Origin of the sequence: uncultured Jannaschia sp. (assembly GCF_947503795.1) — a bacterium.
GTDB lineage: Bacteria > Pseudomonadota > Alphaproteobacteria > Rhodobacterales > Rhodobacteraceae > Jannaschia.
The window spans coordinates 1,827,501-1,851,412 of sequence record NZ_CANNEZ010000001.1; the positions used below are offsets into that span (position 1 = coordinate 1,827,501).

Annotated in this window: 24 protein-coding genes; 18 read left to right on the forward strand and 6 right to left on the reverse strand. The window is 68.9% G+C overall.

What is annotated here, in order from left to right:
- Positions 1-91: 91 nt before the first annotated feature.
- From Q0833_RS09545 to Q0833_RS09555, 3 genes are all read right to left on the reverse strand, one after another.
- Positions 92-592, reverse strand: a complete 501-nt coding sequence (locus tag Q0833_RS09545) for a holin family protein (RefSeq protein ID WP_298433198.1) — start codon at positions 590-592, stop codon at positions 92-94.
- Positions 583-1,194, reverse strand: a complete 612-nt coding sequence (locus Q0833_RS09550) for a holin-associated N-acetylmuramidase (protein WP_298433201.1) — start codon at positions 1,192-1,194, stop codon at positions 583-585. Before Q0833_RS09550 ends, Q0833_RS09545 begins: the two co-directional genes overlap by 10 nt.
- A gap of 132 nt (positions 1,195-1,326) precedes the next feature.
- Positions 1,327-2,535, reverse strand: coding sequence for a cytochrome b/b6 domain-containing protein (locus Q0833_RS09555; protein WP_298433204.1), 1,209 nt, complete (start codon positions 2,533-2,535; stop codon positions 1,327-1,329).
- A gap of 142 nt (positions 2,536-2,677) precedes the next feature.
- On the opposite strand from Q0833_RS09555, the gene fabD reads away from it, so the two are divergent.
- From fabD to Q0833_RS09645, 18 genes are all read left to right on the forward strand, one after another.
- The gene (fabD, locus tag Q0833_RS09560; protein ID WP_298433208.1) at positions 2,678-3,616 is read left to right on the forward strand and encodes an ACP S-malonyltransferase; all 939 of its coding nucleotides are present in this window, start codon (positions 2,678-2,680) and stop codon (positions 3,614-3,616) included.
- A 13-nt stretch (positions 3,617-3,629) separates the two neighbouring features.
- Positions 3,630-4,367, forward strand: a complete 738-nt coding sequence (fabG, locus tag Q0833_RS09565) for a 3-oxoacyl-[acyl-carrier-protein] reductase (RefSeq protein WP_298433211.1) — start codon at positions 3,630-3,632, stop codon at positions 4,365-4,367.
- Positions 4,368-4,604: 237 nt separating this feature from the next.
- Complete coding sequence (locus tag Q0833_RS09570; RefSeq protein ID WP_298433214.1) at positions 4,605-4,841, forward strand: acyl carrier protein; 237 nt, start codon at positions 4,605-4,607, stop codon at positions 4,839-4,841.
- Positions 4,842-5,006: 165 nt separating this feature from the next.
- Entirely contained in the window at positions 5,007-5,813 is an 807-nt protein-coding gene (locus Q0833_RS09575) for a glutamate racemase (RefSeq protein WP_298433217.1), read from the forward strand.
- Positions 5,813-6,256, forward strand: coding sequence for a cytochrome c maturation protein CcmE (ccmE, locus tag Q0833_RS09580; protein ID WP_298433219.1), 444 nt, complete (start codon positions 5,813-5,815; stop codon positions 6,254-6,256). Before Q0833_RS09575 ends, ccmE begins: the two co-directional genes overlap by 1 nt.
- 1 nt (position 6,257) lies before the next feature.
- The gene (locus Q0833_RS09585; RefSeq protein WP_298433222.1) at positions 6,258-7,142 is read left to right on the forward strand and encodes a DMT family transporter; all 885 of its coding nucleotides are present in this window, start codon (positions 6,258-6,260) and stop codon (positions 7,140-7,142) included.
- A gap of 238 nt (positions 7,143-7,380) precedes the next feature.
- Entirely contained in the window at positions 7,381-8,415 is a 1,035-nt protein-coding gene (locus Q0833_RS09590; protein WP_298433225.1) for an outer membrane protein transport protein, read from the forward strand.
- 115 nt (positions 8,416-8,530) lie between these two features.
- Complete coding sequence (locus Q0833_RS09595) at positions 8,531-9,448, forward strand: DMT family transporter (protein WP_298433228.1); 918 nt, start codon at positions 8,531-8,533, stop codon at positions 9,446-9,448.
- The gene (locus Q0833_RS09600; RefSeq protein WP_298433231.1) at positions 9,445-10,296 is read left to right on the forward strand and encodes an ATPase; all 852 of its coding nucleotides are present in this window, start codon (positions 9,445-9,447) and stop codon (positions 10,294-10,296) included. The genes Q0833_RS09595 and Q0833_RS09600 overlap by 4 nt, the downstream gene beginning before the upstream one ends.
- 30 nt (positions 10,297-10,326) lie before the next feature.
- The gene (gene metA / locus Q0833_RS09605; RefSeq protein WP_298433234.1) at positions 10,327-11,277 is read left to right on the forward strand and encodes a homoserine O-succinyltransferase; all 951 of its coding nucleotides are present in this window, start codon (positions 10,327-10,329) and stop codon (positions 11,275-11,277) included.
- 46 nt (positions 11,278-11,323) lie between these two features.
- Positions 11,324-12,316, forward strand: coding sequence for an alpha/beta hydrolase (locus Q0833_RS09610; protein ID WP_298433237.1), 993 nt, complete (start codon positions 11,324-11,326; stop codon positions 12,314-12,316).
- Positions 12,317-12,379: 63 nt separating this feature from the next.
- The gene (ppk2, locus tag Q0833_RS09615) at positions 12,380-13,252 is read left to right on the forward strand and encodes a polyphosphate kinase 2 (protein ID WP_298433240.1); all 873 of its coding nucleotides are present in this window, start codon (positions 12,380-12,382) and stop codon (positions 13,250-13,252) included.
- Positions 13,245-13,862 carry a TetR/AcrR family transcriptional regulator gene (locus Q0833_RS09620; RefSeq protein WP_298433243.1) on the forward strand — a complete coding sequence of 206 codons (618 nt, stop codon included), beginning with the start codon at positions 13,245-13,247 and terminating at the stop codon, positions 13,860-13,862. Before ppk2 ends, Q0833_RS09620 begins: the two co-directional genes overlap by 8 nt.
- A 318-nt stretch (positions 13,863-14,180) precedes the next feature.
- Entirely contained in the window at positions 14,181-14,516 is a 336-nt protein-coding gene (locus Q0833_RS09625) for a hypothetical protein (protein ID WP_298433246.1), read from the forward strand.
- A 249-nt stretch (positions 14,517-14,765) separates the two neighbouring features.
- On the forward strand, positions 14,766-15,992 hold the full coding sequence (gene hemA, locus Q0833_RS09630; RefSeq protein WP_298433249.1) for a 5-aminolevulinate synthase: 1,227 nt from the start codon (positions 14,766-14,768) through the stop codon (positions 15,990-15,992).
- Between the two features lie 134 nt (positions 15,993-16,126).
- A complete protein-coding gene (locus Q0833_RS09635) occupies positions 16,127-17,431 on the forward strand; it encodes a helix-turn-helix domain-containing protein (protein ID WP_298433253.1) in 1,305 nt (434 codons plus the stop codon).
- Between the two features lie 74 nt (positions 17,432-17,505).
- Positions 17,506-18,639 carry a flavodoxin-dependent (E)-4-hydroxy-3-methylbut-2-enyl-diphosphate synthase gene (gene ispG, locus Q0833_RS09640; protein ID WP_298433257.1) on the forward strand — a complete coding sequence of 378 codons (1,134 nt, stop codon included), beginning with the start codon at positions 17,506-17,508 and terminating at the stop codon, positions 18,637-18,639.
- 100 nt (positions 18,640-18,739) lie between these two features.
- Positions 18,740-21,175: an FAD-dependent oxidoreductase gene (locus Q0833_RS09645; protein WP_298433260.1), complete on the forward strand. Its 2,436-nt coding sequence runs from the start codon at positions 18,740-18,742 to the stop codon at positions 21,173-21,175.
- Here the strand turns inward: Q0833_RS09645 and Q0833_RS09650 are convergent.
- Genes Q0833_RS09650 through Q0833_RS09660 form a run of 3 tightly spaced genes read right to left on the reverse strand, consistent with a single transcriptional unit; the run spans position 21,172 to position 23,911 of the window.
- The gene (locus Q0833_RS09650) at positions 21,172-22,464 is read right to left on the reverse strand and encodes a branched-chain amino acid ABC transporter permease (RefSeq protein WP_298435079.1); all 1,293 of its coding nucleotides are present in this window, start codon (positions 22,462-22,464) and stop codon (positions 21,172-21,174) included. The two genes, Q0833_RS09645 and Q0833_RS09650, sit on opposite strands and share 4 nt — an antisense overlap.
- A gap of 8 nt (positions 22,465-22,472) precedes the next feature.
- Positions 22,473-23,483 carry a branched-chain amino acid ABC transporter permease gene (locus Q0833_RS09655; protein WP_298433263.1) on the reverse strand — a complete coding sequence of 337 codons (1,011 nt, stop codon included), beginning with the start codon at positions 23,481-23,483 and terminating at the stop codon, positions 22,473-22,475.
- Positions 23,483-23,911: a hypothetical protein gene (locus Q0833_RS09660; RefSeq protein ID WP_298433266.1), complete on the reverse strand. Its 429-nt coding sequence runs from the start codon at positions 23,909-23,911 to the stop codon at positions 23,483-23,485. The genes Q0833_RS09655 and Q0833_RS09660 overlap by 1 nt, the downstream gene beginning before the upstream one ends.
- Between the last annotated feature and the right edge of the window lies 1 nt (position 23,912).

Here is a 23,912-nt window from a genome sequence, read left to right on the forward strand (position 1 = left end):
CGCCGACGCGATCCGCGCGGCCCCCCGGAGCGACATGCCGCGCCCGCAGCCGGGGGTCCGGGGGGCGTCCCCCGGCCCCCGACGCCGGCGCTCAGCTCCGGCCCGAGCGCCACTCCGCCAGCGCGGGATTGTCGGCATCCTCCCCGGTCTCGGGCGCCGGTCCCGCCTCCCACGCGGAATGCACCGCCGCGGGACGTGGGCGCACAGAGGGGCGGCGAAGGTAGTGCATCTCGCGGGCGCCGAAATAGAACGATACGATCGCCCCCAGCAGCCACCAGAGCGGATCGGGCACATAGGCCAGCCCCTGCATCCGCGCCGCGAACCCGACCGGCGCCGACATCGCGTAGACAAAGAGGCCCAGCGTCCCCAGCGCCAGCAGCGGGCGCGGCAGGCGGTTCAGACCGTCCACGGCGTGGTCGAACCCGCCCCGTCCCGACCGTCCGAACTCTGCCTCGAGCTGGTCGAGCGCGGCGCGCTGCGCCTCGTGATCCAGCGCCTGCGCCGCCGTGCGGTTGGGCACGAAGACCTCGGTCAGCCCCTGCGCCAGGCGCCCGATCTCGGCCACCCCCTTGATGCTGCCCGTCAGGCCCATGTCTTCGTCCTCTCGCGATGCTGCGCGTCCGTCAGGTGGTGGCGCGCCGAGATGAAGTCCTCGGCGCGGCGGATCCAGCCGCCCTTCCCGCCATCCCGCCGCCGTGCGTATTTGCGCGAGGTCGGGCGCCGGTCGGCCAGCGCGTAGTAGTAGTTCCGCCGCGCGATCCCGTAGGCATCCGCCAGATGCGCGGGCGCTTGGCCCGCGACCGCGCGCGCCGCCGCCGCCGTCTGCGGCCCGATCCGCCCGTCGACTGCGACCGCATGGCCCATGCGACCCAATAGCCGTTGCAGGATGCGGACGGCGTTGGCGCCCGAATTGACATACATGTCGAAGACCGACGCATGCAGCGCCTCGGGCAGCGCATCGACGCGCACCCGGTGGAAGTAGTGATCCACGAAGATGTCCACCGCCCGCGTCCGCGACAACGCGCGCACATCGCCCGCATCGATATCCCCGTCGCCGTCGAGATCCAGCCCCAGCCGCCGCATCGTGTGGATCGTGACCCCGTACTTTGTCGCCCCGCCGGGATCGTCGGGATCATCGACGAACCCGCCCTCCCGCGCGACGATCGCCTCGGCGATCTGCCTGACTGTCTGCATGTCGGCCCCCTAGCCCGTTGTGCGGGGACAGGCGTCGGGCCGGGCGGTTGCCTATGGGTTAATGCCGGGCCCTGTGGCGACAGGGGTTAAGGAATGGTTGCGAGAGAGCGGGGTGCGAACGGTGTCCCCCGCCTATTCGGCGCGCCGGGCCGTCAGCGCCACGTCGATCGTGACGCCGAAGCCGACATTGGTCTCGTCAGGATAGGCGGTCCCCATGCCGAAATCGCGGCGGTCTAGCATCTCGGCCCCCGCCATCACCGCGCGGTCGCCCTCGATCTCAAGCGTGAAGGGCAGCATCAGCGGCACCTCTGTCCCGCGCAGCGTGAAGGTGCCGTCGGCGACATAGCCGTCGCCCTCGGCCCGGATCACCGCGTCGTAGCCGGCCGTCGGAAACCCGTTCGCATCGAGAAACTCGGCCCCCGTCGCCTGCGCCGTGACCGAGCCCAGCGTCAGCGAGCCGGTCGCGACCACGACCTCGACGGCGCCCAGCGTCCCGTCGGCGCGGGGCTCGGGATCGAAGTCGATCGCCGCCGACCAGTCCGCGAAGCTGCCCGTCACCGGCGCGCCGAGCTGGGTGACCGTGATCGACAGCGTGCCGTCCTCGACCGTCCAGTTCGACGCGGCGGTCGTGGTGGCGGCGACCTGCGGCCCCGCGGGCGCCTCCGCCGGGACGAGCGCCAGCCCGACGACCAGCGTCGCGGCCCAGACCCCGACGGCGGCCAATGCGGGCAGGACGTGGGGCCGCACGGTGGGCAATGGCCCCGGGTCCGTGCCGCGCAGCATCCGCCCCAGCGTCGCGTCGCGGTCGAGCACAGCATGCTTGATCGCGCCCAGCACGTGCAGGAGCACCGCCCCGATCAGCACCTTGACGAAGGTCGTGTGGAGCGTGGCCAGCGTCTTCGCGAGTTCGGGATCCTGCGGCACGAAGGGCAACCCCTGTCCGAAGGGCCACCAGATCGGCGCGAAGCCCGTCGTCGCCGCGTGTTCGGTCCAGCCCAGCAGCGGCACGATCACCAGCGAGCCGTAGAGCAGCCAATGCACGACCGAGGCCAGCATCGCCTCCCACCCGTCATGGAGGGGGCGCGGGCGCGGCTGCGACAGCGCCCATACGATCCGTGCCAGCGCCACGAAGAACACCGTGACGCCGACGGTCTTGTGAAACGAGAAGAGCCATGCCTTCTGCGCCAGCTCGGCATCCGTGGCGAAGGGCGCGTGATGCGCCTCGCGCCCGAGGATGACGGCGGTGACGATCAGAACCGCGATCGTCCAGTGAAAGGTCCGCGCGACCCAGCCATAGGTCTGCACGGTGTTGCCGGGGGCGGTGTGGCGGGCGGTGGACATGGGGGCGGGCCTCTCGTGGTGTCGCCCGGACCATAGCCGGATCGGCGCGGGGGACCACGCTGCGGGGCGCACAGGCGCCGTGCGCCGCTTGATGCAGGGGCGCGCGGCGGCTAGACCGGCCCGCAACCCAAGGGAGATCACCATGACCCGAGCCTTCGTCTTTCCCGGCCAGGGCGCCCAGACCATCGGCATGGGGGCCGAACTGGCCGAGACCTATCCCGCTGCACGCGCTGTCTTCGACGCCGTCGACACCGCACTGGGTGAGGATCTGTCGGGCCTGATCCGGTCGGGCGATATCGAGACCCTGACCCTGACCCGCAACGCCCAGCCCGCGTTGATGGCGACCTCTATCGCGGCCCTCCGCGCGCTGGAATCCGAAGGCGTATCTGTCGCCGAGCACGCCGCCTTCGTGGCCGGGCATTCGCTGGGCGAGTATTCCGCGCTGGTGGCGGCGGGCGCGCTCGATCTGGGCGACGCCGCGCGCCTCCTTCGGGTGCGCGGCGACGCGATGCAATCGGCGGTGCCCGTCGGCGAAGGCGCGATGGCGGCGCTGCTTGGCCTCGGGCTCGACGATGCGCGAGCGGTCGCCAAGGAGGCCGCGCAGGGTCGCGTCTGCGAGGCTGCCAACGACAACGACCCGAGCCAGGTCGTCATCTCCGGGCATCGCGAAGCCGTCGAGCGTGCGCTGGACATCGCCAAGTCCCACGGCGCCAAGCGTGCGATGCTGTTGCCGGTCTCGGCCCCGTTCCACTGCGCCTTGATGGGGCCGGCCGCGTCGGCCATGGCCGAGGCGCTGGACGATGTGGAGATCGCCGATCCGGTCGTCCCGCTGGTCGCCAACGTCACCGCCGCGCCGGTCCGCACCGGGACCCATGTCCGCGCGCTGCTCGTCGATCAGGTCACCGGTGCCGTCCGCTGGCGCGAGAGCGTGATGCGCATGGCCCAAGAGGGCGTCACCGAGATCTGGGAGATCGGGGCGGGCAAGGCCCTGTCGGGTATGATCCGGCGCATCGACAAGAGCCTCGAGACCCGCAATATCGGCCTGCCTGCCGACGTGGCCGACGCCGCGCAATCGCTTTAAGGACGACCCGCATATGTTTGACCTGACTGGTAAATCCGCCCTCGTCACCGGCGCCTCGGGCGGCATCGGCGCCGCGATCGCGCGCACGCTCCATGCCGCGGGGGCCACGGTCGGCCTTTCGGGCACGCGCGAGGATCCTCTGAACACGCTGGCCGCCGAGCTGGGCGAGCGGGCGCATGTTCTGCCCTGCAACCTTTCGGACGCCGATGCGGTCAACGCCCTGCCGAAGCAGGCGACCGAGGCGATGGGTTCGGTCGACATCCTCGTGAATAACGCCGGGATCACCCGCGACAACCTCTTCATGCGGATGTCCGAGGAGGAGTGGTCGGACGTGCTGAACGTCAACCTGACCTCGGCCTTCCGCCTGTCGAAGGGCGTGATGCGCGGCATGATGAAGGCCCGCTGGGGCCGCATCGTGAACATTTCGTCCATTGTCGGGACGACGGGCAATCCGGGGCAGGCGAACTATGCCGCGTCGAAGGCGGGCATGGTCGGGATGGCCAAGTCGCTGGCCTACGAGGTGGCGTCGCGCGGCATCACGGTGAACGCCGTCGCCCCCGGCTTCATCGCGACCGCCATGACCGACAAGCTGACCGACGACCAGAAGGCCAAGATCGACGCGCAGATCCCCGCGGGCCGCATGGGCACGCCCGAGGAGATCGCGGCCGCGACGCGCTATCTCGCGTCGCCCGAAGCGGCCTACGTCACCGGCACAGTGCTGCATGTGAATGGCGGGATGGCGATGCTCTGATCGGCGTGCAGGACGTGCCGCCATGCCTGATTCCATTCGCTGAATCGGCCCGGCGGAGGGCCGCATACGTCATCCGACAAAGGATTTGCCATCGCCCGCCCCCATGATATAGGCGGCGCACGAACGTCCGGGGGCCCTTGCGCCGCCCGGTATCCGGCACCAGATCCGGATGGCCCGGCATGGGGCACACACATGCGAGATTGCCCCCGCCTGGGGGAACGAAGACGAGGTAGAGACATGAGCGACAACGTCGAAGAGCGCGTCCGCAAGAAAGTCGTCGAGCATCTTGGCGTCGAAGAGGACAAGGTCACCGAGAATGCGTCGTTCATCGACGATCTCGGCGCCGACTCCCTCGATACCGTCGAGCTGGTCATGGCCTTCGAGGAAGAGTTCGGGATCGAGATCCCCGACGATGCCGCCGAGTCGATCCAGACCTTCGGCGACGCCGTGACCTTCATCAAGGCCAACACCTGATCGCACCCGATCGGTGAACGGTTTCGGAAGCGCCCCTCGGGGCGCTTCTTTGCGTTCGGGGGGCGCGCTCGGGGAGCGGCGTACGGCCCATGGGCGCGCACCCGCCCCATGGTCCTCGACGATCCGAGTTGTTACATCCTGCCCAAGCAATGAACGGAGCGCGCGATGAGCGTCGGCATCTTCGATTCGGGCCTCGGTGGTCTGACGGTCTGGGACGCGGTGACGCGCCGCCTGCCCGACCTCGCCGTCAGCTACTACGGCGACAACGCCAACGCGCCCTACGGCGTGCGCACGGCCGATGACGTCCACGACCTGACCCAGGCCGCCGTGACCCGCATGTGGGAGGAGAACGACCTCGTCGTCCTCGCCTGCAACACCGCCTCGGCCGCCGCACTCCGCCGGATGCAGGAAGCCGGTGTGCCCGAGGGCAAGCGCGTCCTCGGCGTGTTCGTCCCGCTGATCGAGGCCCTGACCGAGCGGGACTGGGGCGACAACTCGCCGCCGCGCGAGGTCGCGGTGAACCAGGTCGCGCTCTTCGCGACGCCCGCCACCGTCGCCAGCCGCGCCTTCCAGCGCGAGCTGAGCTTCCGCGCCGTGGGCGTGGACGTCGAAGCGCAGGCCTGCGGCGGCCTCGTCGATGCGATCGAGGATGGCGACATGATCCTGGCCGAGGCGCTGGTGCGGTCCCATGTCGACGCACTCCACCGCAAGATGCCGAAGCCGCAGGCCGCGATTCTCGGCTGCACGCACTATCCGCTGGTGCAGGAGGCGTTCCAGGCCGCGCTCGGGCCGGACGTCACGGTCTTCAGCCAAGCCGATATCGTCGCCGACAGCCTGTCGGACTACCTCTCGCGCCGCCCGGCCATGGCGGCGGGCGGCTCGGCGCGGATGCTGACCACCGGCGACCCCGCGCGGGTGTCGGACCGTGCCACGCAATTCCTCCGCCGCCCCCTGACCTTCGAGGCCGCCTGATGCGCTCGCTCAAGAAAACCCGCCGGATCCAGGTCCTCGTCCTCGCCGCCGTGGCCCTCGCCGGGTCGGCCGCCCTGATCGGCTACGGTTTTCGCGACGGCATCAATTTCTTCCGCTCGCCCAGCCAGGTCGCCGAGGCCCCGCCCCCGCCGTCGGAGGTGTTCCGCATCGGCGGGCTGGTCGAGGACGGCACGCTGGTGCGCGGCGCGGGCACCGAAGTCACCTTCAGCGTCACCGATGGAGGCGCGTCGGTGCCGGTGTCGTTCACCGGCGTCCTGCCGGACCTCTTCGGCGAGGGCGAGGGCATGGTGGGCACCGGCACCTATGACGGCACAACCTTCCGCGCGACCGAGATCCTCGCCCGCCACAACGAGACCTACATGCCCAAGGAAGTGATCGACGCGCTCAAGGAGCAGGGCGTCTATCAGGCCCCAGAAGGCTGAGATGACCGCATCCGCGCCGCCGCGCGGCCTGTCCGATACCGTCCGCGCCTGCCTCTGGATGCTGGGCGGGATCGCGTCCTTCACCACGATGGCCGTCGCGGGGCGCGAAGTCTCGGTCACGCTCGATACGTTCGAGATCATGCTCTACCGTTCGGTCGTGGGCGTGATCGTCGTGCTGGCGATCGGCACCGCGACCGGGTCGCTGCGGACGGTGACGACGCGCAACCTGCCGCTCCAGACGGTGCGCAACATCGCGCATTTCACCGGCCAGAACCTCTGGTTCCTCGCCATCACGCTGGCCCCCCTGGCGCAGGTCTTCGCGCTGGAATTCACCTCGCCGCTCTGGGTGCTACTGCTGGCGCCGCTCCTCCTGGGCGAGCGGGTGCGCGCGGCGCAATACGCCGTCGCCGCGATCGGCTTCGGTGGCGTGCTCCTGGTCGCGCAGCCCTTCTCGGGCAGCATCTCGCCCGGGCTGGTCTGGGCGGGGCTCGCGGCCATCGCCTTCGCGGTGACGAACCTGCTGACACGCCGCCTCACGCGGACCGAGACCGTGACCGGCATCCTCTTCTGGCTGACGGTGCTGCAACTGGTCTTCGGCCTCATCGCGGCAGGCTACGACGGCGATATCGCGCGGCCCGACGCCGCCGCCCTGCCCTTCGTCGTGCTGATCGGGTTCGCCGGGCTGACCGCGCATTTCTGCCTGACGAACGCGCTCCGGCTGGCCCCCGCGGCGACGATCATGCCGATCGATTTCGCGCGCCTGCCGCTGATCGCGGTGATCGGCGCGTTGTTCTATGCCGAACCGCTCGATCCGCTGGTCCTCTTCGGCGGCGCGGTCGTCTTCGGGGCGGCCTGGGCGAATCTCCGGTTGGCCGAACGGGCCTGAACGCGACGGGCGGACGGGCGCGGGCGGATGCGAAATTGTTGCCACTTCGCAACGATTTGCAGGGTGACCCTATGTAAAGAAGTTGTGACGTAGGGTCCGATTTGACCGAACCGGACTCTTTTGCGCATCCGTCCCCATCACATGCCGTAACCCCCGGAGGAGGGGGGCCAGGGCGCAGGGCACGGCGAACCGGATCTCACCTCCGCACAGCCGCCCCACCAGAGGGAACAGACACATCATGAATCGCTTCGCACTCGCCGCCGCCGCGACCATCGCCGCCACCGCCGCCGCTCAGGCCGGTGGCATCGACCGCTCCGGCCAGCCGATCGGCATCATCTTCGAGGAAGGCACGCATGCCGAGCTGTCCTTCGGCGCCATCTCACCCGACGTCACGTCGACCTTCGTGGGCGGAAACACCTCGGACGCGACCCGCAGCTACCTGCAGGTCGGCATGGGTTACAAGGAACAGCTCACCGACGCGCTGAGCTACGCGATCACCTACGATCAGCCCTACGGCGCGGATATCGGCTATGTCGACGGCCCGTTCGCCGGCGGCTTCGCCACGATCGACTCTCACGCGCTGACCGTGCTGGGCCGCTACCAGTTCGGCAACGGCTTCAGCGCCCATGGCGGCCTCCGTATCCAGAAGCTCGAGGGCGCGCTGGCCAGCATCGGCCAGCTCAACGCTGAAAGCGACTGGGCCGCGGGCTACGTCATCGGCGGCGCCTACGAGCGTCCCGACATCGCGCTCCGCGTCGCGCTGACCTACAGCTCGTCGATCACCAACGACTTCACCGGCACCGAGAGCTCCGGCGTCGTCGGCCTGAACGCGCCGACCGCCTTCTCGGTCGACCTGCCCGAGAGCGTGAACCTCGACTTCCAGACCGGCGTGGCCCCCAAGACGCTGGTCTTCGGCTCGATCCGCTGGGTCGGCTGGGAAGGCGTCAACCTGACGACCGCCACCGGCACCTACGTCAACTTCGACGAGGACACGATCACCTACAATATCGGCGTCGGCCGTCAGCTCACCGAAAACTTCGCGGCGTCCATCTCGGTCGGCTACGAAGGCGGCGACGGCACCGGCACCACGCTCGGACCGACCAGCGGCTTCCGCAGCGTCGCCCTCGGCGGCAGCTACACGATGGACAATGTCGAGATCTCGGGCGGCATCCGCTACATCGACATCGGCGACGCGACCGCCAGCGCGGCGAACGTCCCCTTCCAGGACAACGACGCCATCGCGGTCGGCATGAAGATCGCCTACAAGTTCTGATCGGTTCCACGATCCGACCTGCAAGCGCCCCGCCCTCACCGGCGGGGCGTTTCGCGTTTCGGGGGGCCGCATCTTCCGGGTCGCGCCGGGCCGCGCCGGCCGCTAAGCCGTGGCCATGACCTCCGCCGCCCCCACCTCCCGCGTCTGGGCCGAGATGGCGCTGCTCGGCCTGATCTGGGGCGGCAGCTTCCTCGCCATTCGCACCGCGCTCGACGAAATCCCCTTCGTCACAAGCGTCGCGTTCCGCGTCGGCCTCGCGGCGCTGGTGCTTTGGGTCTGGGTGCTGGTGCGGCGGCTGCCTCTGCCCCGCGATCCGCGGATCTGGGCGTCGCTCCTGGTCATGGGGCTTTTGAACAACGTGCTGCCCTTCCTCCTCATGGCTTGGGGTCAACTCCATATCGAGACCGGGCTGACCTCGATCCTGAATGCGGGCACGGCGATCTTCGGCGTGCTCGCCGCCGCGATCTTCCTTGCCGACGAGCGGCTGACGGCGCGGCGCGCGCTGGGTGTCTGCACCGGCTTTCTCGGGGTCGCGACGGCGATCGGGCTGCACAACCTCGCGGCCTTCGACCTCCGCTCGCTGGCGCAGCTCGCGGTCGTCGGCGGCACGGTCTGCTACGCGCTGGCCGGGGTCTGGGCGCGGCTGCGCCTCAAGGGCCTCGCGCCACAGGTGCAGGCGGCAGGAATGCTGACCGGATCGACGCTCCTGATGATCCCGGCGGCGCTCTGGATTGACGGCGTCGTGATCCCGTCGCAGGCCGATACCTGGCTCGCCATCCTCTACTACGCCGTGGTCGCCACGGCGCTGGCCTATCTCCTCTACTTCCGCATCCTCGCGGCCGCGGGCAGCGGCAACACGATGCTCGTGACCCTGCTCGTCGCGCCGGTCGCCATCGTCCTCGGCGCGCTCGTTCGGGACGAGGTTCTGGCCCCGTCGGTCTATCTCGGCTTCGCGCTGCTCGCGCTGGGGCTCGTGATCCTCGACGGGCGACTGTTGCGGCGACGGCGGCGGGCGTCTAACCCGTCGGCATGATCTACGAGACGCCACAGGACTGGACCGACGCGACCGATCGGCGGGTGACGTTCTTCGGGATGTCGGGCCTCGGCAAGACGCACCTGTCGCAGATCCTGCGCGCGGGCGGCGACTGGTTCCACTACTCGATCGATTACCGCATCGGCACCGCCTATATGGGCGAATACATCGCCGACGAGCTCAAGCGCCACGCGATGACCGTGCCCTATCTCGCGCGGCTTCTGCGATCGGACAGCATCTATATCGGCTCGAACATCACCTTCGAGAACCTCACGCCGCTCTCGACCTATCTCGGCAAGCCCGGCGATCCCGCGAAGGGCGGCCTGCCCATCGCCGAATACGCCCGCCGCCAGCAGCTTCACGAGCGGGCCGAGGTCAACGCCCTCCTCGACACGCCCGCCTTCATCGAACGGGCGCGCGCGCTCTATGGTTACGGCAACTTCGTCTGCGACACCGGCGGGTCCATCGTCGAGGTGGTCGATCCCGACGACCCCGCCGATCCGGTGATGGAGACGCTGGCGGCCCATACCCTGCCCGTCTGGATCGAGGGGCGGCCCGATCACGCACAGACCCTGATCGACCGTTTCACCCGCGACCCGAAGCCGATGTGCTACCGCCCCGAGTTCCTGGCCGAGCACTGGGACCGGATCGGCGGGGACGACGTCGACCCGGACACCTTCATGCGCGACACCTATGCCGCCGCGATCCACGCCCGCGAGCCGCGCTATGCCAAGATGGCGCGCTGGGGGGTCAAGGTGTCCTCGGCGGATGTCGAGAGGGTGCGCGATCCCGGCGACGTGATCGCGCTGGTCGCCGACGCCATTGGCAAACGCGCGCGCGACACCTAACTCCGAACGTCCAGCCCCGGAGACCCGCCGATGCCCATCACCCTGCCCCGCGACCTGCCCGCCTACCGCGTCCTGTCGGATGAGGGCGTGATGGTCATGGGCCAGGAGGCGGCGTTCCGGCAGGACATCCGCCCGCTCCGCATCGGCCTGCTCAACCTGATGCCGATGAAGATCGCGACCGAGACGCAGTTCGCCCGGCTGATCGGGGCCACCCCGCTCCAGATCGAACTGACGCTGATCCGCATGTCCGAGCACCGCTCCCGCCACACCGCGCCCGAGCATATGGAGGCGTTCTACCACACCTGGGAGGAGGTGCGGGAGCAGCGCTTCGACGGCTTTCTCATCACCGGCTCGCCCATCGAGCACCTGCCCTTCGAGGAGGTGACCTACTGGGACGAGCTGCGCCGGATCATGGACTGGACCCAGACCCATGTGCATTCGAGCTTTGGCGTGTGCTGGGGCGGAATGGCGATGGCGTGGCACTTCCACGGGGTCGAGAAGCACATGCTGGACCGGAAGGCGTTCGGTTGCTTCCGGGTGACGAACGAGGCGCCGTCCTCGCCCTACCTGCGCGGATTCTCGGACGAATGCGTCATCCCCGTCTCGCGCTGGACCGAGCTGCGGCGCGACGCGATCGAGGCCGCGGGGATGGATGTCCTTCTCGACAGTCCCGAGACCGGCCCCTGCCTGATCGAGGACCGGGCGCATCGCGCGATCCATATCTTCAACCATTTCGAATATGACAGCGACACGCTGAAGCGCGAATACGATCGCGACATCGCCGCCGGAACGCCGATCAACGTGCCCGGCCACTACTATCCGGGCGACGATCCCACAAAGCCGCCGCAGAACCGCTGGCGCAGCCACGCGCACCTGCTCTACGGCAACTGGATCAACGAGATCTACCAGACGACGCCCTTCGACGACGCGCTGATCGGCACCCATCGGCAAACCTTGGGCGAGGCGCCGGAACGGATGTGACGCCGGGTCGGGTCTTGTTGAAGCGTCCCGTTTCGCGCCTAAATCCATGGGCGACCATCCGCCACGGACCAAGCCGATGTACCTGCCCCCCTTCGCCACCGCCGGTGTCACTGCCCTCGGGCTGACCGCGGTGGCCGCGCGGGCCCGGGCGCGGGAGCGCGCGTTCGAGGCCCGCTTCCCCCCCGAAGGCGAGATCCACGATATCGACGGCGTGCCGGTCCATGCCGTCGTCCGCGGCACCGGCCCGGACCTCGTGATGATCCACGGCGCCAGCGGCAACAGCCGGGACTTCACCTTCTCGATGATGGGCGCGCTCTCGGACCGATATCGCTGCATCGCCATCGACCGGCCCGGCATGGGCTATACCGGGCGCACGGACCCGGCCTATGACGACGCCTTCTCGACCCGCGCCGAGAGCCCGGCCGAACAGGCGGCCCTGCTGAAGGCCACGGCGGCCCGGCTGGGGGCGCCCGATCCGTTGGTGCTGGGGCAGTCATTCGGCGGGGCCATCGCGCTCGCCTGGGCGTTGCAGGGCGGGCCGCGCGCGCTGGTGCTGGTCGCGGCCGTGGCGATGGAATGGCCCGGCGGTCTCGGCCCGCTCTACCCGTCGCTCGGGTCCGCGCCCGGCGGCGCGGCGCTCGTGCCTGCGCTGACGGCCGGTATCCCCGAGACCCATGTCGACCATGTGATCGAGCGCACCTTCCGGCCCCAATCCGCGCCGCCCGGCTATGCCGCGCATATCGGCGGGCAACTGACGCTCCGCCGCCGGTCGCTCCGTGCCAATTTCCGGCAACTCAACAAGCTCAAGCCGCAGGTGGCCGAGATGCAGCGCCGTTACCCCGCGCTCGACCTGCCGATCGAATGGGTTCACGGCACCGCCGACGAGACCGTGCCCGCGTCGATCCACGCCCATCCCTTCACCGCGCTGGTGCCCCAGACCAACCTCGTGATGCTCGACGGGATCGGCCACGCGCCGCATCACAGCGCCGAGCCCGAGGTGATCGCCGCCATCGATCGCGCCCGGGCGCGCGCCGCCTGAGCGACCCGCATTGGACGGCAGGCCCGGCATCGCCTAGATGCAGTGGGCCAGAGAGGACGCGCCATGCCCAAACCCTTCGACGCCGCCATCACCAAATTCTACGAGGACGAGGCGCCCGAAAAGGTGCGCGCGCTGATCGAGGATGCCGGGAAGAAGGACATCCTGGTCGACGGCTATCCCTACGACAAACGAATGTCGCGCGGCGACTACGACGACGCGATGGCCGCGCTCCAGATCGAGCTGGTGCGCTGCCAGTCCTGGATCCGTGACACCGGGGCGCGCGTGGTCGTCGTCTTCGAGGGCCGCGACGCCGCCGGCAAGGGCGGCACCATCAAGCGTGTGCGCGAGAACCTGAACCCGCGCGTCGTGCGCACCGTCGCGCTGTCGAAGCCCAGCGAGCGGGAGATGGGCGAGTGGTATTTCGAGCGCTACATCAAGCACCTGCCGACGACGGGCGAAATGGTTCTCTTTGACCGCTCCTGGTACAACCGCGCGGTGGTCGAGCATGTCTTCGGCTTCTGCACGCCCGAACAGCGCGAACGCTTCTTCGCCCAGACCCCCCGCCTGGAGGAGATGCTGGTCGAGGACGGCGTCACGCTGGTGAAGCTCTGGCTCAATGTCGGACAGGCCGAACAGCTGCGCCGCTTTCTAGCCCGCGAAGACGATCCCCTGAAGCAATGGAAGCTGAGCATGATCGACGTGAAGGGCCTGTCGCGCTGGGACGCCTATACGCAGGCGATCTCGGAGACCTTCGACCGGACCCATACGAAAATCGCACCCTGGACGATCGTGCGCTCGGACGACAAGCGGCGCGCGCGACTGAACGCGATCCGCTCGATCCTGACGCGCATCCCCTACGAGGGACGCGACGACGCCGCGGTGAAGATCGACAAGGGGATCGCGGGCGGCCCGGAGCTTTGGCTGAACGGTGCCTAAACGCGGCTACCACCATGGCAACCTGCGCCAGGCCCTGGTCGACGCGGCGCTGACGCTGATCGAGGAAAAGGGGCCGACCGGTTTCACGCTTTCCGAGGCGGCGAAGTCTGCGGGGGTCACCCCGGCAGCCGTGTACCGACATTTCGAGGGCCGTGAGGAACTGATCATCGAATGCGCCCTGCAGGGCCATGCGATCTTCGGCGACCTGATGGAATACGCCTACGAGACGGGCCAGCCTTCGGCCCTTTCGGCCTTCGAGGCGACGGGCCGGGCCTACCTGGCCTTCGCGCGCCGCTATCCGGGGCATTACATGGCGATGTTCGAAAGCGGGCTCAGCCGCAACGCCACGCCCGAACTGGCGCGCGCGGTGACCCGCTCACGCGGGGTGCTGGAAAAGGCCGCCGAGGCGCTGTCCGAACATATCCCCGCCGACCGCCGTCCGCCCGCGTCGATGTTCTCGTCCCATGTCTGGGCGATGTCGCACGGCGTGGTCGAACTCTTCGCGCGCGGCAATCCCGGCGGCAACGCCCCCTTCCCGCCCGAGGACCTGCTCGAAGCCGGGATCGGCATCTACCTCCGGGGTCTGGGGCTCGTCGCACCGGATTCGTGACGCCGGTTGGGGCCGTCCCGGCATCCGCGTCGAAAACCGGGGACCGGGCGATCTCGCTGCGAGCCAGGCCGGCTTTGTGTCGAAATCTCCGCATGTCGTCACGCCCGCGTCAGCGCCCGTCGCGGGCGCGTGAGGCCGGTGCGGCGGGGGTGCGGGTGCTGTGCGTGGACGCACTCAGTTCGCGCTGATCTCACGCGTCCGTGCATTGCGGCAGCGGCCCGGCACGCGCATCTTCATCCCATCAGCAGGGCACGCACCGCCCCGCCGCATCGCAACCGGGCCGAACACAACCACGGGCCCACACCAAGGACAGAACACATGAAAACCCTCATCGCCTCCGCCCTCGTCGCCGCCGCCGCCTTCGCCGCCCCCGCCACCGCGCAGGTCGGATCCGGCACCGCCGCCGCCATCGCCCATTTCAACCAGTCCCACGACACCCAGGACAACCGCATCGCGCTCCGCGGCGGCGTCTCGAACACCTTCGTCTCGACCCGCTCCGCCTCCAGCGACCGCGCCTACGCGATCTTCAACGCCCAGGCCGACAACGTGAACGCACTCCGCGGGCTCTACGGCCAGGCCGGCGTCTCCGGCACCCCGGCCTATGGCGCCGAGATCTTCGCCCGCATCCAGGCCGAAAGCCTCGAAGGCGAGTGACCCCCGACCGGGCCGCGCCCCAGACAGGTCTCTCCCCCGCCCCCGCGCGCGACCCGATCACGGCCCCCGGTGAATTCCGGGGGTCGTGTCGTCGTAAGGCTTTCGCCGGAGCCGACAGATCGGTCCGCACATGGTGACGCTGCGTCACTCGGCCCGATCCTGCGACAGAACGAACCGTTTCGCGTTCCACACTGGATTCAGGGGTTAAGCCGCGCTAGACCGGCCGGACGGCATGGGGATGTGTGTGTTATGGTTGATTACGGGGCCGGTCTGGACCGGGCGCTTGCAGCGCTGCATGACGAGGGACGTTACAGGACCTTCATCGATATCGAGCGTCGGCGCGGCCAGTTTCCGCGCGCCGTCTGGACGCGTCCGGACGGGTCCGAGCAGGACATCACCGTCTGGTGCGGCAACGATTATCTCGGGATGGGCCAGCACCCCGTCGTCCTCGAGGCGATGCACGAGGCGATCGACGCCACCGGCGCCGGGTCGGGCGGGACGCGCAACATCTCGGGCACCACGGTCTATCACAAGGCGCTGGAGGCCGAGCTGGCCGACTTGCATGGCAAGGAAGCGGCGCTCCTCTTCACGTCTGCCTATATCGCCAACGACGCCACGTTGAGCACGCTGCCGAAGCTGTTTCCCGGCCTCATCATCTATTCCGACGCGCTCAACCACGCCTCGATGATCGAAGGCGTCCGCCGCAACGGCAGCGCCAAGCGCGTCTTCCGGCACAACGATGTCGACCACCTGCGCGAGCTTCTGGAGGCGGATGATCGCGACGCCCCGAAGCTGATCGCCTTCGAGTCGATCTATTCGATGGATGGCGATTTCGGGCCGATCGAGGCGCTGTGCGACCTGGCCGAGGAATTCGGCGCGCTGACCTATATCGACGAGGTGCACGCCGTCGGCATGTACGGCCCCCGCGGCGCGGGCGTGGCCGAACGCGACCGGCTGATGCATCGCATCGACATCATCAACGGCACGATGGCCAAGGCCTATGGCGTGATGGGCGGCTATATCGCGGCCAGCGCGCGGATGTGCGACGCTGTCCGATCCTACGCGCCCGGCTTCATCTTCACGACCTCGCTGCCGCCCGCTGTTGCCGCTGCTGCCGCGGCCTCGGTCTCGCATCTCAAGCGCGACCAGGCCCGGCGCGACCTGCACCAGGAGCGGGCCGCGGTGCTCAAGCTGCGGCTGCGTGGCCTCGGGCTGCCGATCATCGATCATGGCAGCCATATCGTGCCCGTCCATGTCGGCGACCCCGTGAAGTGCAAGATGCTCTCGGATCGCCTGCTGTCGGACCACGGGATCTACGTGCAGCCGATCAACTTCCCGACCGTGCCGCGCGGCACCGAACGGCTGCGGTTCACCCCCTCGCCGGTTCATACGATGCCCATGATCGAGGCGCTGGTGCGCGGGATGGACGACCTGTGGTCCCATTGTGCGCTGAATCGCGCGCAAGCCTCCGCCTGACAAGACCCGTGCATTGCGGCCCGGATGCTGCTACGCTAGTGGCGGCAGTAGGGCGTCGGTCGGGAGTCGACGCCTCATAATTCGGGACGGAAACGCGCACGCAGAGGCGCGTCCACAGATCGCGGGGCAGGCCCATGTTCGGCCGGAAGTCGAAATTCCTTTCACGTGTCGAGAACCCCGCGCGGGGTTACGACAGCTTCGATCTCAAGCTCGGGGACGAGATGCGCGGCGAACGCGCAACGCTCGGCAAATCCCTGATGGACGTGCAGCGCGAGCTTCGGATCAAGGCCAGCTACATCGCCGCCATCGAGAACACGGACCTGTCGGCCTTCGACAGCCTGTCCTTCGTGGCCGGATATGTCCGCTCCTACGCCCGCTACCTCGAGATGGACCCGGAGATCGTCTTCGCGCGGTTCTGCGAGGAGTCGGGCTTCGGCGGTGCGACGACCCTCAAGCCGATGGAATCCGAGGTCTCGCGGCGCACCGCGCTCGGGCCCGACCTTGCCGCCCCCGGCCCCGGCTTCGCCATCAAGGCCAAGCGCAAGCCGCAGCGTCCCGTTGATCCGCTGATGGGTTCGGGCAATCCCTTCGCCAACAAGGCCACGCCGGTCTTCGCGGGCTTCGAGCCCGGCGCGCTGGGCAGCCTTGCCGTACTCGCGCTCCTGATCGGCGGCATCGGCTATGGCGGCTGGACGGTCGTGCAGGAAATCCAGCGCGTGCAGGTCGCACCCGTCGAACAGGCGCCCGAACTGGTGGCCGAGCTCGACCCGCTGGTCCCGTCCGCCCCGCAACTCGCCGCGCCCGACGGCGCCGGTATCGAGGCGCCCGCGCAGGACGCGCTGGCCCGCCTCTATCGCCCGCAGGCGCTCGACGCGCCGATCCTGACGGCGCGCGACGCACCCATTTCCACCATCACGCCCGGCACCGTCGGCGCGCTGGCCTCGGCCGAGCCTGCGGGCCTCGCCGGACCGGACGCCGCGCTGGCCGACGGCACGCAGATCGCTTCGGCCGTCGATGCCGTCCTCGAGGACGCGCTGGGCGACGATCTGCCTGCCACGCCGCGCGTGCTGGCCGATGCGCCCGACGCCGTGGTCCTCGTGGCCGCGCGCGAGGCTTGGGTCCGGGTCCGCTCGGCCGAGGGCGACACGCTCTTCGAGAAGGTGCTGGCCCCCGGCGAGACTTACGAGATCCCCGCCGGCGAGGCGCCCGCCTCGCTGCGCACGGGCAATTCCGGCGCCGTCTACCTGTCGGTCGCGGGCCAGACCTACGGCCCCCTCGCCCCCGGCCCGCAGGTCGTGACGCGCGAGGTTTCCGCGGCCCTCGTCTCGCAGGATTACGCCTTGGCCGACATGGAGCAGGATGGCGATCTGGCCCGCGTCGTGGCCGAGCTGGAAGCCGCGCCCGTCCTGCCTGGATCCGAGCCCGCGCCCACCGAATGACGCGCGGGGCGGTTGCGCCCCCGCCCGACCGGTCCTAGCTGTCGTCCAAGCACTACCGGACGAGGCCTGCTCCCATGTCGCTGCACTCCATCCGCCCCTGGCGCCAGATCGACCGCCGCCCCTCGCGGCAGATCATGGTGGGCAACGTACCCGTGGGCGGCGACGCCCCGATTACCGTCCAGACCATGACCAACACGCTGACGACCGACGTGGCCGCGACCGTGGCCCAGGTCCAGGCCGCCGCCGATGCGGGCGCCGACATTGTCCGCGTCTCCGTGCCCGACGAGGCGTCGTCGAAGGCTTTGCGCGAGATCGTGGCCGAAAGCCCCGTCCCGATCGTCGCGGATATCCATTTCCACTACCGGCGCGGCATCGAGGCTGCCGAGGCAGGGGCCGCCTGCCTTCGAATCAATCCGGGCAATATAGGCTCGCCCGAGCGGGTGGCCGAGGTGATCCGCGCCGCCAAGGATCACGGCTGCTCGATCCGGATCGGGGTCAACGCGGGCTCGCTCGAGAAGCACCTTCTCGACAAGTATGGCGAGCCCTGCCCCGACGCGATGATCGAGAGCGGGCTCGACCATATCCGCATCCTCGAGGACAATGATTTCCGCGAGTACAAGATCAGCTGCAAGGCGTCCGACGTGTTCATGGCCGCCGCCGCCTACCAAGGTCTGGCCGAACAGACCGACGCGCCGATCCATCTCGGGATCACCGAGGCTGGCGGATTGACCAGCGGGACGATCAAGTCGGCCATCGGCCTCGGCAATCTTCTCTGGATGGGGATCGGCGACACGATCCGCGTCTCGCTCTCGGCCGATCCCGTCGAGGAGGTTAAGGTCGGCTACGAGATCCTGAAGTCGCTGGGCCTGCGCCACCGGGGCGTCAATGTCATCTCCTGCCCGTCCTGCGCGCGGCAGGGCTTCGACGTCATCAAGACGGTCGAGACGCTGGAAAAGCGGCTGGAGCACATCAAGACACCGATGTCGCTCAGCATCATCGGCTGCGTCGTCAACGGCCCCGGCGAGGCGCTGATGACCGATGTGGGCTTCACCGGCGGCGGCAACGGTGCGGGCATGGTGTACCTGGCCGGCAAGCAGAGCCACAAGCTCTCGAACGAGCAGATGGTCGAGCACATCGTCGAGCAGGTCGAGAAGAAGGCCGCCGAGATCGAGGCCGCCGCGGCCGCGGAACAGACGGCCGCCGAGTAACTGGCCCTACGCCGCGACCGCCCTGGACCTATCCTTCGTCCTTGCCCGATCAGTCGAACCGGCGCCCTCTGAACCCCGGCACAGGTCGAGGGATCGGGACATGCGGGATCAGGCACGGGTCGTTGTCATCGGGGGCGGCATCGCGGGATGCGCCACGCTCTACCACCTGACGCGCGAGGGCTGGGGCGACGTCATGCTGATCGAGCGGGACGAGCTGACCTCGGGCACGACTTGGCATTCCGCCGCGCAGGTCACCAATTTCGGGATGACCCAGACGATGGTCGGGCTGAAGTCTCATTCCATCGCGCTCTACAAGGAGTTGCGGGACGATCCCGACTATCCGGTGGGCTACAATCACGGGGATGGCGGCATCCGGCTGGCGAACACGCAGGCGCAGATGGACGGCTATCGGCATTTCGCCTCGATGGCCGCCGGGATGGGTGTCGAATTCGAGGTGCTGGACGCCGAGGAATGCGCACGGCGCCATCCCCTGATCTCGACAGAGAACCTGCTGGGCGGGCTCTGGGACCCCACGGATGGGCATATCGACCCCGCGCAGCTCTGCCAGGCGCTGGCCCGGCGGGCGCGGCTGGCCGGGGCCGAGGTCAACCGCCACACGCCCGTGACCGGGCTCACACAGCATGGCGATGACGGCTGGACGGTGCACACCGAAAGGGGCGACGTGCGCTGCGAGATCGTCGTGAACGCGGGCGGCTACCGCTGCAACGAGATCGGCGCGATGATGGGCGTAACCCACCCTGTCGCCTCGATGGAGCATCAGTATTTCCTGACCGAGGACATCCCCGAGATCCTCGCCTCCGACCGCCGCATCCCCCTCCTGCGCTGTCCTATCAGCGACTTCTATTCCCGGCAGGAGAAGGGTGGGTTGCTGATCGGCTTCTACGAGCAGGACTGCCGGACCTGGGGGATGGACGGGATCGACCCGAACTTCACCAATGCGCTCTGCCCGGACGATCTGGACCGCGTGACGGACGTGCTGGAGGGCGCATTCGCCCGGATGCCGGCGCTGATGGAGACGGGCATCCGCGAGGTCGTGAATGGCCCCATCACCTACACGATCGACGGGGCGCCTCTGGTCGGTCCGATCCCCGGCACGCCCAACGCCTTCTGCATCATCGGCCTGCGCGCGGGCTTGGGCGAAGGCGGCGGGCACGGCCGGATGCTGGCCCAGATGATCGTTCATGGCGAAGCCGAATACGACACATGGGTCATCGACCCCCGCCGCTTCACGGGCCACGCGACGGTCGAGCTGACCGCCCTGAAGGCGGTCGAGGATTACCAGAACGAGTTCCGATTCCACTTTCCCCACGAGCATCGCCCCGCCGGGCGCCCGATGAAGACGACGCCCCTGACCGCCACGCTGGCCGCCGAGGGCGCGGCCTTTGCGACCGTGAACGGCTGGGAGCGGGTCGATTACATCAAGCCCGATCCCGGTTTTACCGAGACGCTGGGCTATGCGTTCAACGAGGTCCGCGACGTGGTCGCAACCGAAGTGCGGGCCGTGGCCGCGGGTGTGGGTCTGACCGAAGTGTCGGGCTTCAACCGGTTCGAACTGACGGGCGCGGGTGTTGGCCCGTTCCTCGACCGGATGGTCTGCGGGCGCGTGCCGACGCGGCCGGGCCGCGTGGGGCTGGGTTACCTTCTGAATGACCACGGGATGCTGAAGGCCGAGGCGACGCTGGCCAACCTGCCCGCCTCGGACCGCGGACCGGCGCGCGTTTGGTACGGCTCGGCGGCGGCTTCGGAATATCACGACATGGATTGGCTCCGCGGCCATCTGCGCCCCGGCGAGGACGTCGCGATCCGGTCATTGACCAACGCGCAGACGATCCTCGTGCTGGCGGGCCCGAAGGCGCGCGCGGTGCTGTCGGCGGCGGCGCGCGGCGACTGGTCGGCGGCGGCCTTTCCGTGGCTCTCGGCGCGCGAGGCGCATATCGGCATCGCGCCCGCTACGGTGCTCGCCGTCAGCTTCTCGGGCGAGCTCGCCTACGAGATCCACGTTCCGAACGAGAGCCTCGCCGCCGCCTATGCCGCCCTCCGAGTGGCCGGGCACGCGCATGACCTGAAGCTCTTCGGCGCGCGCGCCGTTGACTCGATGCGGATGGAGAAGGGCTTCCTGCACTGGAAGGCGGACATCCTGACGGAGTTCGATCCGTTCGAGACAGGCCTCGACCGGTTCGTACGCATGGACAAGGGGGCGTTCGTCGGACGCGACGCCCTGCGGGCGCGGATGGCGGAGGGGCCGCGCAAGCGCCTCGTGACGCTCGCAGTAGATTGCGACCACGCCCCGGCCCATCCCGGCGCGTCGGTGCGCGCCGCCGGGCGCATCATCGGCACCGTCACCTCGGGCGATTGGGGCCACCGGACGGGCCTGAATCTCGCCTATGCGTTCGTCGACCCGGACCGGGCCGAGATCGGCACGGCGCTGACCGTGGACGTGATCGGCGCGCCCGTGGCCGCCCGCGTGATCGCGCCGTCGCCTTACGATCCGGGTTTCGAGCGGGTCCGGGCCTAGCGCTCCGGCAGAAGGCCGCGCGGCGAGAAGCGCAGGACGAGCAGCAGGATCAGCCCCATCGTCAGCAGACGCATATGCGCCACCGCGTCGAGCAGGTGACCTTTCAGCCATGTGCCGTCCGCCATACCGGCCGTGATCCCCTGCATCAGGAGGGCGCCCAGCGGCTCGACTTGAACCCAGAGCCACCAGATCAGGAACCCGCCCAGGACCGCGCCCCAGTTGTTGCCCGACCCGCCGACGATCACCATTACCCAGATCAGGAACGTATAGCGCAGCGGCTGGTAGGTGCCGGGCGTGAGCTGGCCGTCGAGCGTCGTCATCATCGCCCCCGCCAGCCCGCAGACCGCCGAGCCGAGGATGAAGATCTGCAGATGCCGCGCGGTCACGTCCTTGCCCATCGCCTCGGCCGCCGTCTCGTTGTCGCGAATCGCCCGCATCATCCGGCCCCAGGGCGAGGCGAGCGCCGCCTGCGCGAGCCAGATCAGGATGCCCAGTACAACGATGAAAAGCCCCGCATAGGCCAGCTTCACGGCGATGGTGGAACCGGTCACCGGGTCGAGGCCCAGATCGGTGACGCGCTCGACGAAGGACGGGTCGTTCTGGAGGTCGATCTCGTAGGGGACGGGGCGCGGCAGGCCGATGACGTTCTTCACGCCCCGCGCCATCCAGTCCTCGTTCTTCATGATCGCGATGATGATCTCGGCGATGCCGAGCGTCGCGATCGCGAGGTAATCCGACCGCAGCCCCAGCGCCGTCTTGCCCACCAGCCATGCGGCCCCCGCCGCAAGCAGTCCGCCGACCGGCCAGGCCAGGATCACCGGCAGGCCGAGCCCCCCGATATTGCCCGCATTGGCCGGGTTCACCGCCTCGACCGCGGCCACGCCGGGGTCGAGCACCGCGCGGTAGACGAAGAAGCCCACCAGCAGGATCGCCGCGACGACCAGCCCGCGATACCGCCCCACCCGCTGCCACGCGAGGATCGCCGCAACGACCGTCGCCGCCCCCAGCAAAAGCGCCCCAATGACGCGAAAGCCGCCTGCGCCGAACGCTTCGGCATTGGGCGGCATCGACACCAGCACGGCGCCAAGGCCGCCCAGCGCCACGAAGCCCATGACGCCGACGTTGAAGAGGCCCGCATAGCCCCATTGCATGTTGACCCCGAGCGCCATGATCGCGCTGACCAGCCCCATGTTGAAGATCGTCAGGGCCACGTTCCACGACTGCACGAACCCCGTGCCCACGAAGAGCAGGAGCACCAGCGCGAAGAGCAGGAGCCTGCGCGTGTTCATCGAGCCGGTCATACCGCTTTCCCCGCGAAGAGGCCCGTCGGGCGGAACAGGAGGACGACGATCAGGATCACGAAGCTGACCGCGAACTTGTAGTCGGTCGAGAGGAGCTGGACGAGGCCGTCCGGCTCGAGGCTCTCGGGGAGCGCGTAGCCCAGCACCTTCTTGAGGGGATAGGTGATCGTGACCTCGGCGAAGGCGATCACGAACCCGCCCGCGATGGCCCCGAGGGGCGAGCCGAGGCCCCCGACGATGGCCGCCGCGAAGATCGGCAGCAGAAGCTGGAAGTAGGTGAACGGCTTGAACGACTTGTCGAGCCCGTAGAGCGTGCCCGCGATTGTCGCCAGTGCGGCCACCATCAGCCATGTGTACATCACCACCCGCTCGGGGTTGATGCCGGACAGAAGCGCCAGGTCCTCGTTGTCGGAATAGGCGCGCATCGACTTGCCGGTGCGGGTCTTGTTAAGAAACCAGAAGAGCACGAGCACGACGATCACCGCGACGACGACCGTGATCGCCTGCGTCGAGCGGATGGCCAGCCCCTCGTCGAGGCCCGTCGCCTCGCGGAAGCCGCGCGCGGTCACGAGGAACCGCTCGCCATCGGCGAAGCGCTGGTCGTCGGCGCCGATGATGAAGCGCACCAGCCCGTTCATGATGAACATCACGCCCAGCGAGGCGATCACGAATGTCACCGGCACCGCCTTCTTGGATCGGTAGAACTTGTAGACCGCCTTGTCCGTCCCGAGCAGCAGAAGCGCCGTGGCCGCGATCCCCACCGGCAAGGCGAGGAGTGCCGTGGGCAGCGGCCCGAACGAGATCCCCAGCGTCTGGAAGCCCCAGGTCGTCAGGATCACGATGGTCGTCCCGAAGGCCATCGTGTCGCCATGGGCGAAGTTCGAGAACCGCAGGATCCCGTAGATCAGCGTCACGCCAAGCGCCCCCAGCGCCAGCTGCGCGCCATAGGCGGTCGCGGGCACGAGGACGAAGTTGGCGAAGGTCACGAGGGCGTTGAGAGGTTCCATCAGCCGATCTCCTCGCAGGGGCCTTCGTAGTAAAGCGCGAGGCCCTCCTCGCGCATGTGGACGGAATAGCGCCCCAATCCGTCGGCGATCGTCAGGAGCCGCTGCGTGTCCTCGGTGTTGAAGGCGACGAAACCCTGCATCGGGGCACCGAAGACGCCGCCGGTGATCGGCGCGGCGAGGAAATCTCCGCTCACGTCCGAGACCTCGACCGTGAAGGGGTCGGGCGGCGTCATGGTCGGGTTCGCCTCTACGAAGGTCTTGCCCGATGGGTCGGGCATGTAGGTCATCGCCATCTCGTATTCCGTCTCGGTGCAGGCGTCGGTGTCGAGGCATTCGACCGTGAAGGTGCAGGCGATGCGCTGAAGCCCGTCGGCGGCCGCCGTCATGGGGGCCAGCGCGGCGGTCAGGGCTAGGGCGACAGGGCTCATC

What these genes read in the sequence shown, in the direction of transcription:
- Q0833_RS09555 (WP_298433204.1), bottom strand. Translation starts at nt 2,535, where the DNA reads ATGTCCACCGCCCGCCACACCGCCCCCGGCAACACCGTGCAGACCTAT.
- Q0833_RS09585 (WP_298433222.1), top strand. Translation starts at nt 6,258, where the DNA reads ATGACCGCATCCGCGCCGCCGCGCGGCCTGTCCGATACCGTCCGCGCC.
- Q0833_RS09575 (WP_298433217.1), top strand. Translation starts at nt 5,007, where the DNA reads ATGAGCGTCGGCATCTTCGATTCGGGCCTCGGTGGTCTGACGGTCTGG.
- hemA (WP_298433249.1), top strand. Translation starts at nt 14,766, where the DNA reads ATGGTTGATTACGGGGCCGGTCTGGACCGGGCGCTTGCAGCGCTGCAT.
- Q0833_RS09545 (WP_298433198.1), bottom strand. Translation starts at nt 592, where the DNA reads ATGGGCCTGACGGGCAGCATCAAGGGGGTGGCCGAGATCGGGCGCCTG.
- Q0833_RS09590 (WP_298433225.1), top strand. Translation starts at nt 7,381, where the DNA reads ATGAATCGCTTCGCACTCGCCGCCGCCGCGACCATCGCCGCCACCGCC.
- Q0833_RS09600 (WP_298433231.1), top strand. Translation starts at nt 9,445, where the DNA reads ATGATCTACGAGACGCCACAGGACTGGACCGACGCGACCGATCGGCGG.
- Q0833_RS09655 (WP_298433263.1), bottom strand. Translation starts at nt 23,483, where the DNA reads ATGGAACCTCTCAACGCCCTCGTGACCTTCGCCAACTTCGTCCTCGTG.
- ccmE (WP_298433219.1), top strand. Translation starts at nt 5,813, where the DNA reads ATGCGCTCGCTCAAGAAAACCCGCCGGATCCAGGTCCTCGTCCTCGCC.
- Q0833_RS09625 (WP_298433246.1), top strand. Translation starts at nt 14,181, where the DNA reads ATGAAAACCCTCATCGCCTCCGCCCTCGTCGCCGCCGCCGCCTTCGCC.
- Q0833_RS09645 (WP_298433260.1), top strand. Translation starts at nt 18,740, where the DNA reads ATGCGGGATCAGGCACGGGTCGTTGTCATCGGGGGCGGCATCGCGGGA.
- Q0833_RS09570 (WP_298433214.1), top strand. Translation starts at nt 4,605, where the DNA reads ATGAGCGACAACGTCGAAGAGCGCGTCCGCAAGAAAGTCGTCGAGCAT.
- Q0833_RS09650 (WP_298435079.1), bottom strand. Translation starts at nt 22,464, where the DNA reads ATGAACACGCGCAGGCTCCTGCTCTTCGCGCTGGTGCTCCTGCTCTTC.
- Q0833_RS09595 (WP_298433228.1), top strand. Translation starts at nt 8,531, where the DNA reads ATGACCTCCGCCGCCCCCACCTCCCGCGTCTGGGCCGAGATGGCGCTG.
- ispG (WP_298433257.1), top strand. Translation starts at nt 17,506, where the DNA reads ATGTCGCTGCACTCCATCCGCCCCTGGCGCCAGATCGACCGCCGCCCC.
- metA (WP_298433234.1), top strand. Translation starts at nt 10,327, where the DNA reads ATGCCCATCACCCTGCCCCGCGACCTGCCCGCCTACCGCGTCCTGTCG.
- ppk2 (WP_298433240.1), top strand. Translation starts at nt 12,380, where the DNA reads ATGCCCAAACCCTTCGACGCCGCCATCACCAAATTCTACGAGGACGAG.
- Q0833_RS09610 (WP_298433237.1), top strand. Translation starts at nt 11,324, where the DNA reads ATGGGCGACCATCCGCCACGGACCAAGCCGATGTACCTGCCCCCCTTC.
- fabG (WP_298433211.1), top strand. Translation starts at nt 3,630, where the DNA reads ATGTTTGACCTGACTGGTAAATCCGCCCTCGTCACCGGCGCCTCGGGC.
- Q0833_RS09635 (WP_298433253.1), top strand. Translation starts at nt 16,127, where the DNA reads ATGTTCGGCCGGAAGTCGAAATTCCTTTCACGTGTCGAGAACCCCGCG.
- Q0833_RS09660 (WP_298433266.1), bottom strand. Translation starts at nt 23,911, where the DNA reads ATGAGCCCTGTCGCCCTAGCCCTGACCGCCGCGCTGGCCCCCATGACG.
- Q0833_RS09550 (WP_298433201.1), bottom strand. Translation starts at nt 1,194, where the DNA reads ATGCAGACAGTCAGGCAGATCGCCGAGGCGATCGTCGCGCGGGAGGGC.
- fabD (WP_298433208.1), top strand. Translation starts at nt 2,678, where the DNA reads ATGACCCGAGCCTTCGTCTTTCCCGGCCAGGGCGCCCAGACCATCGGC.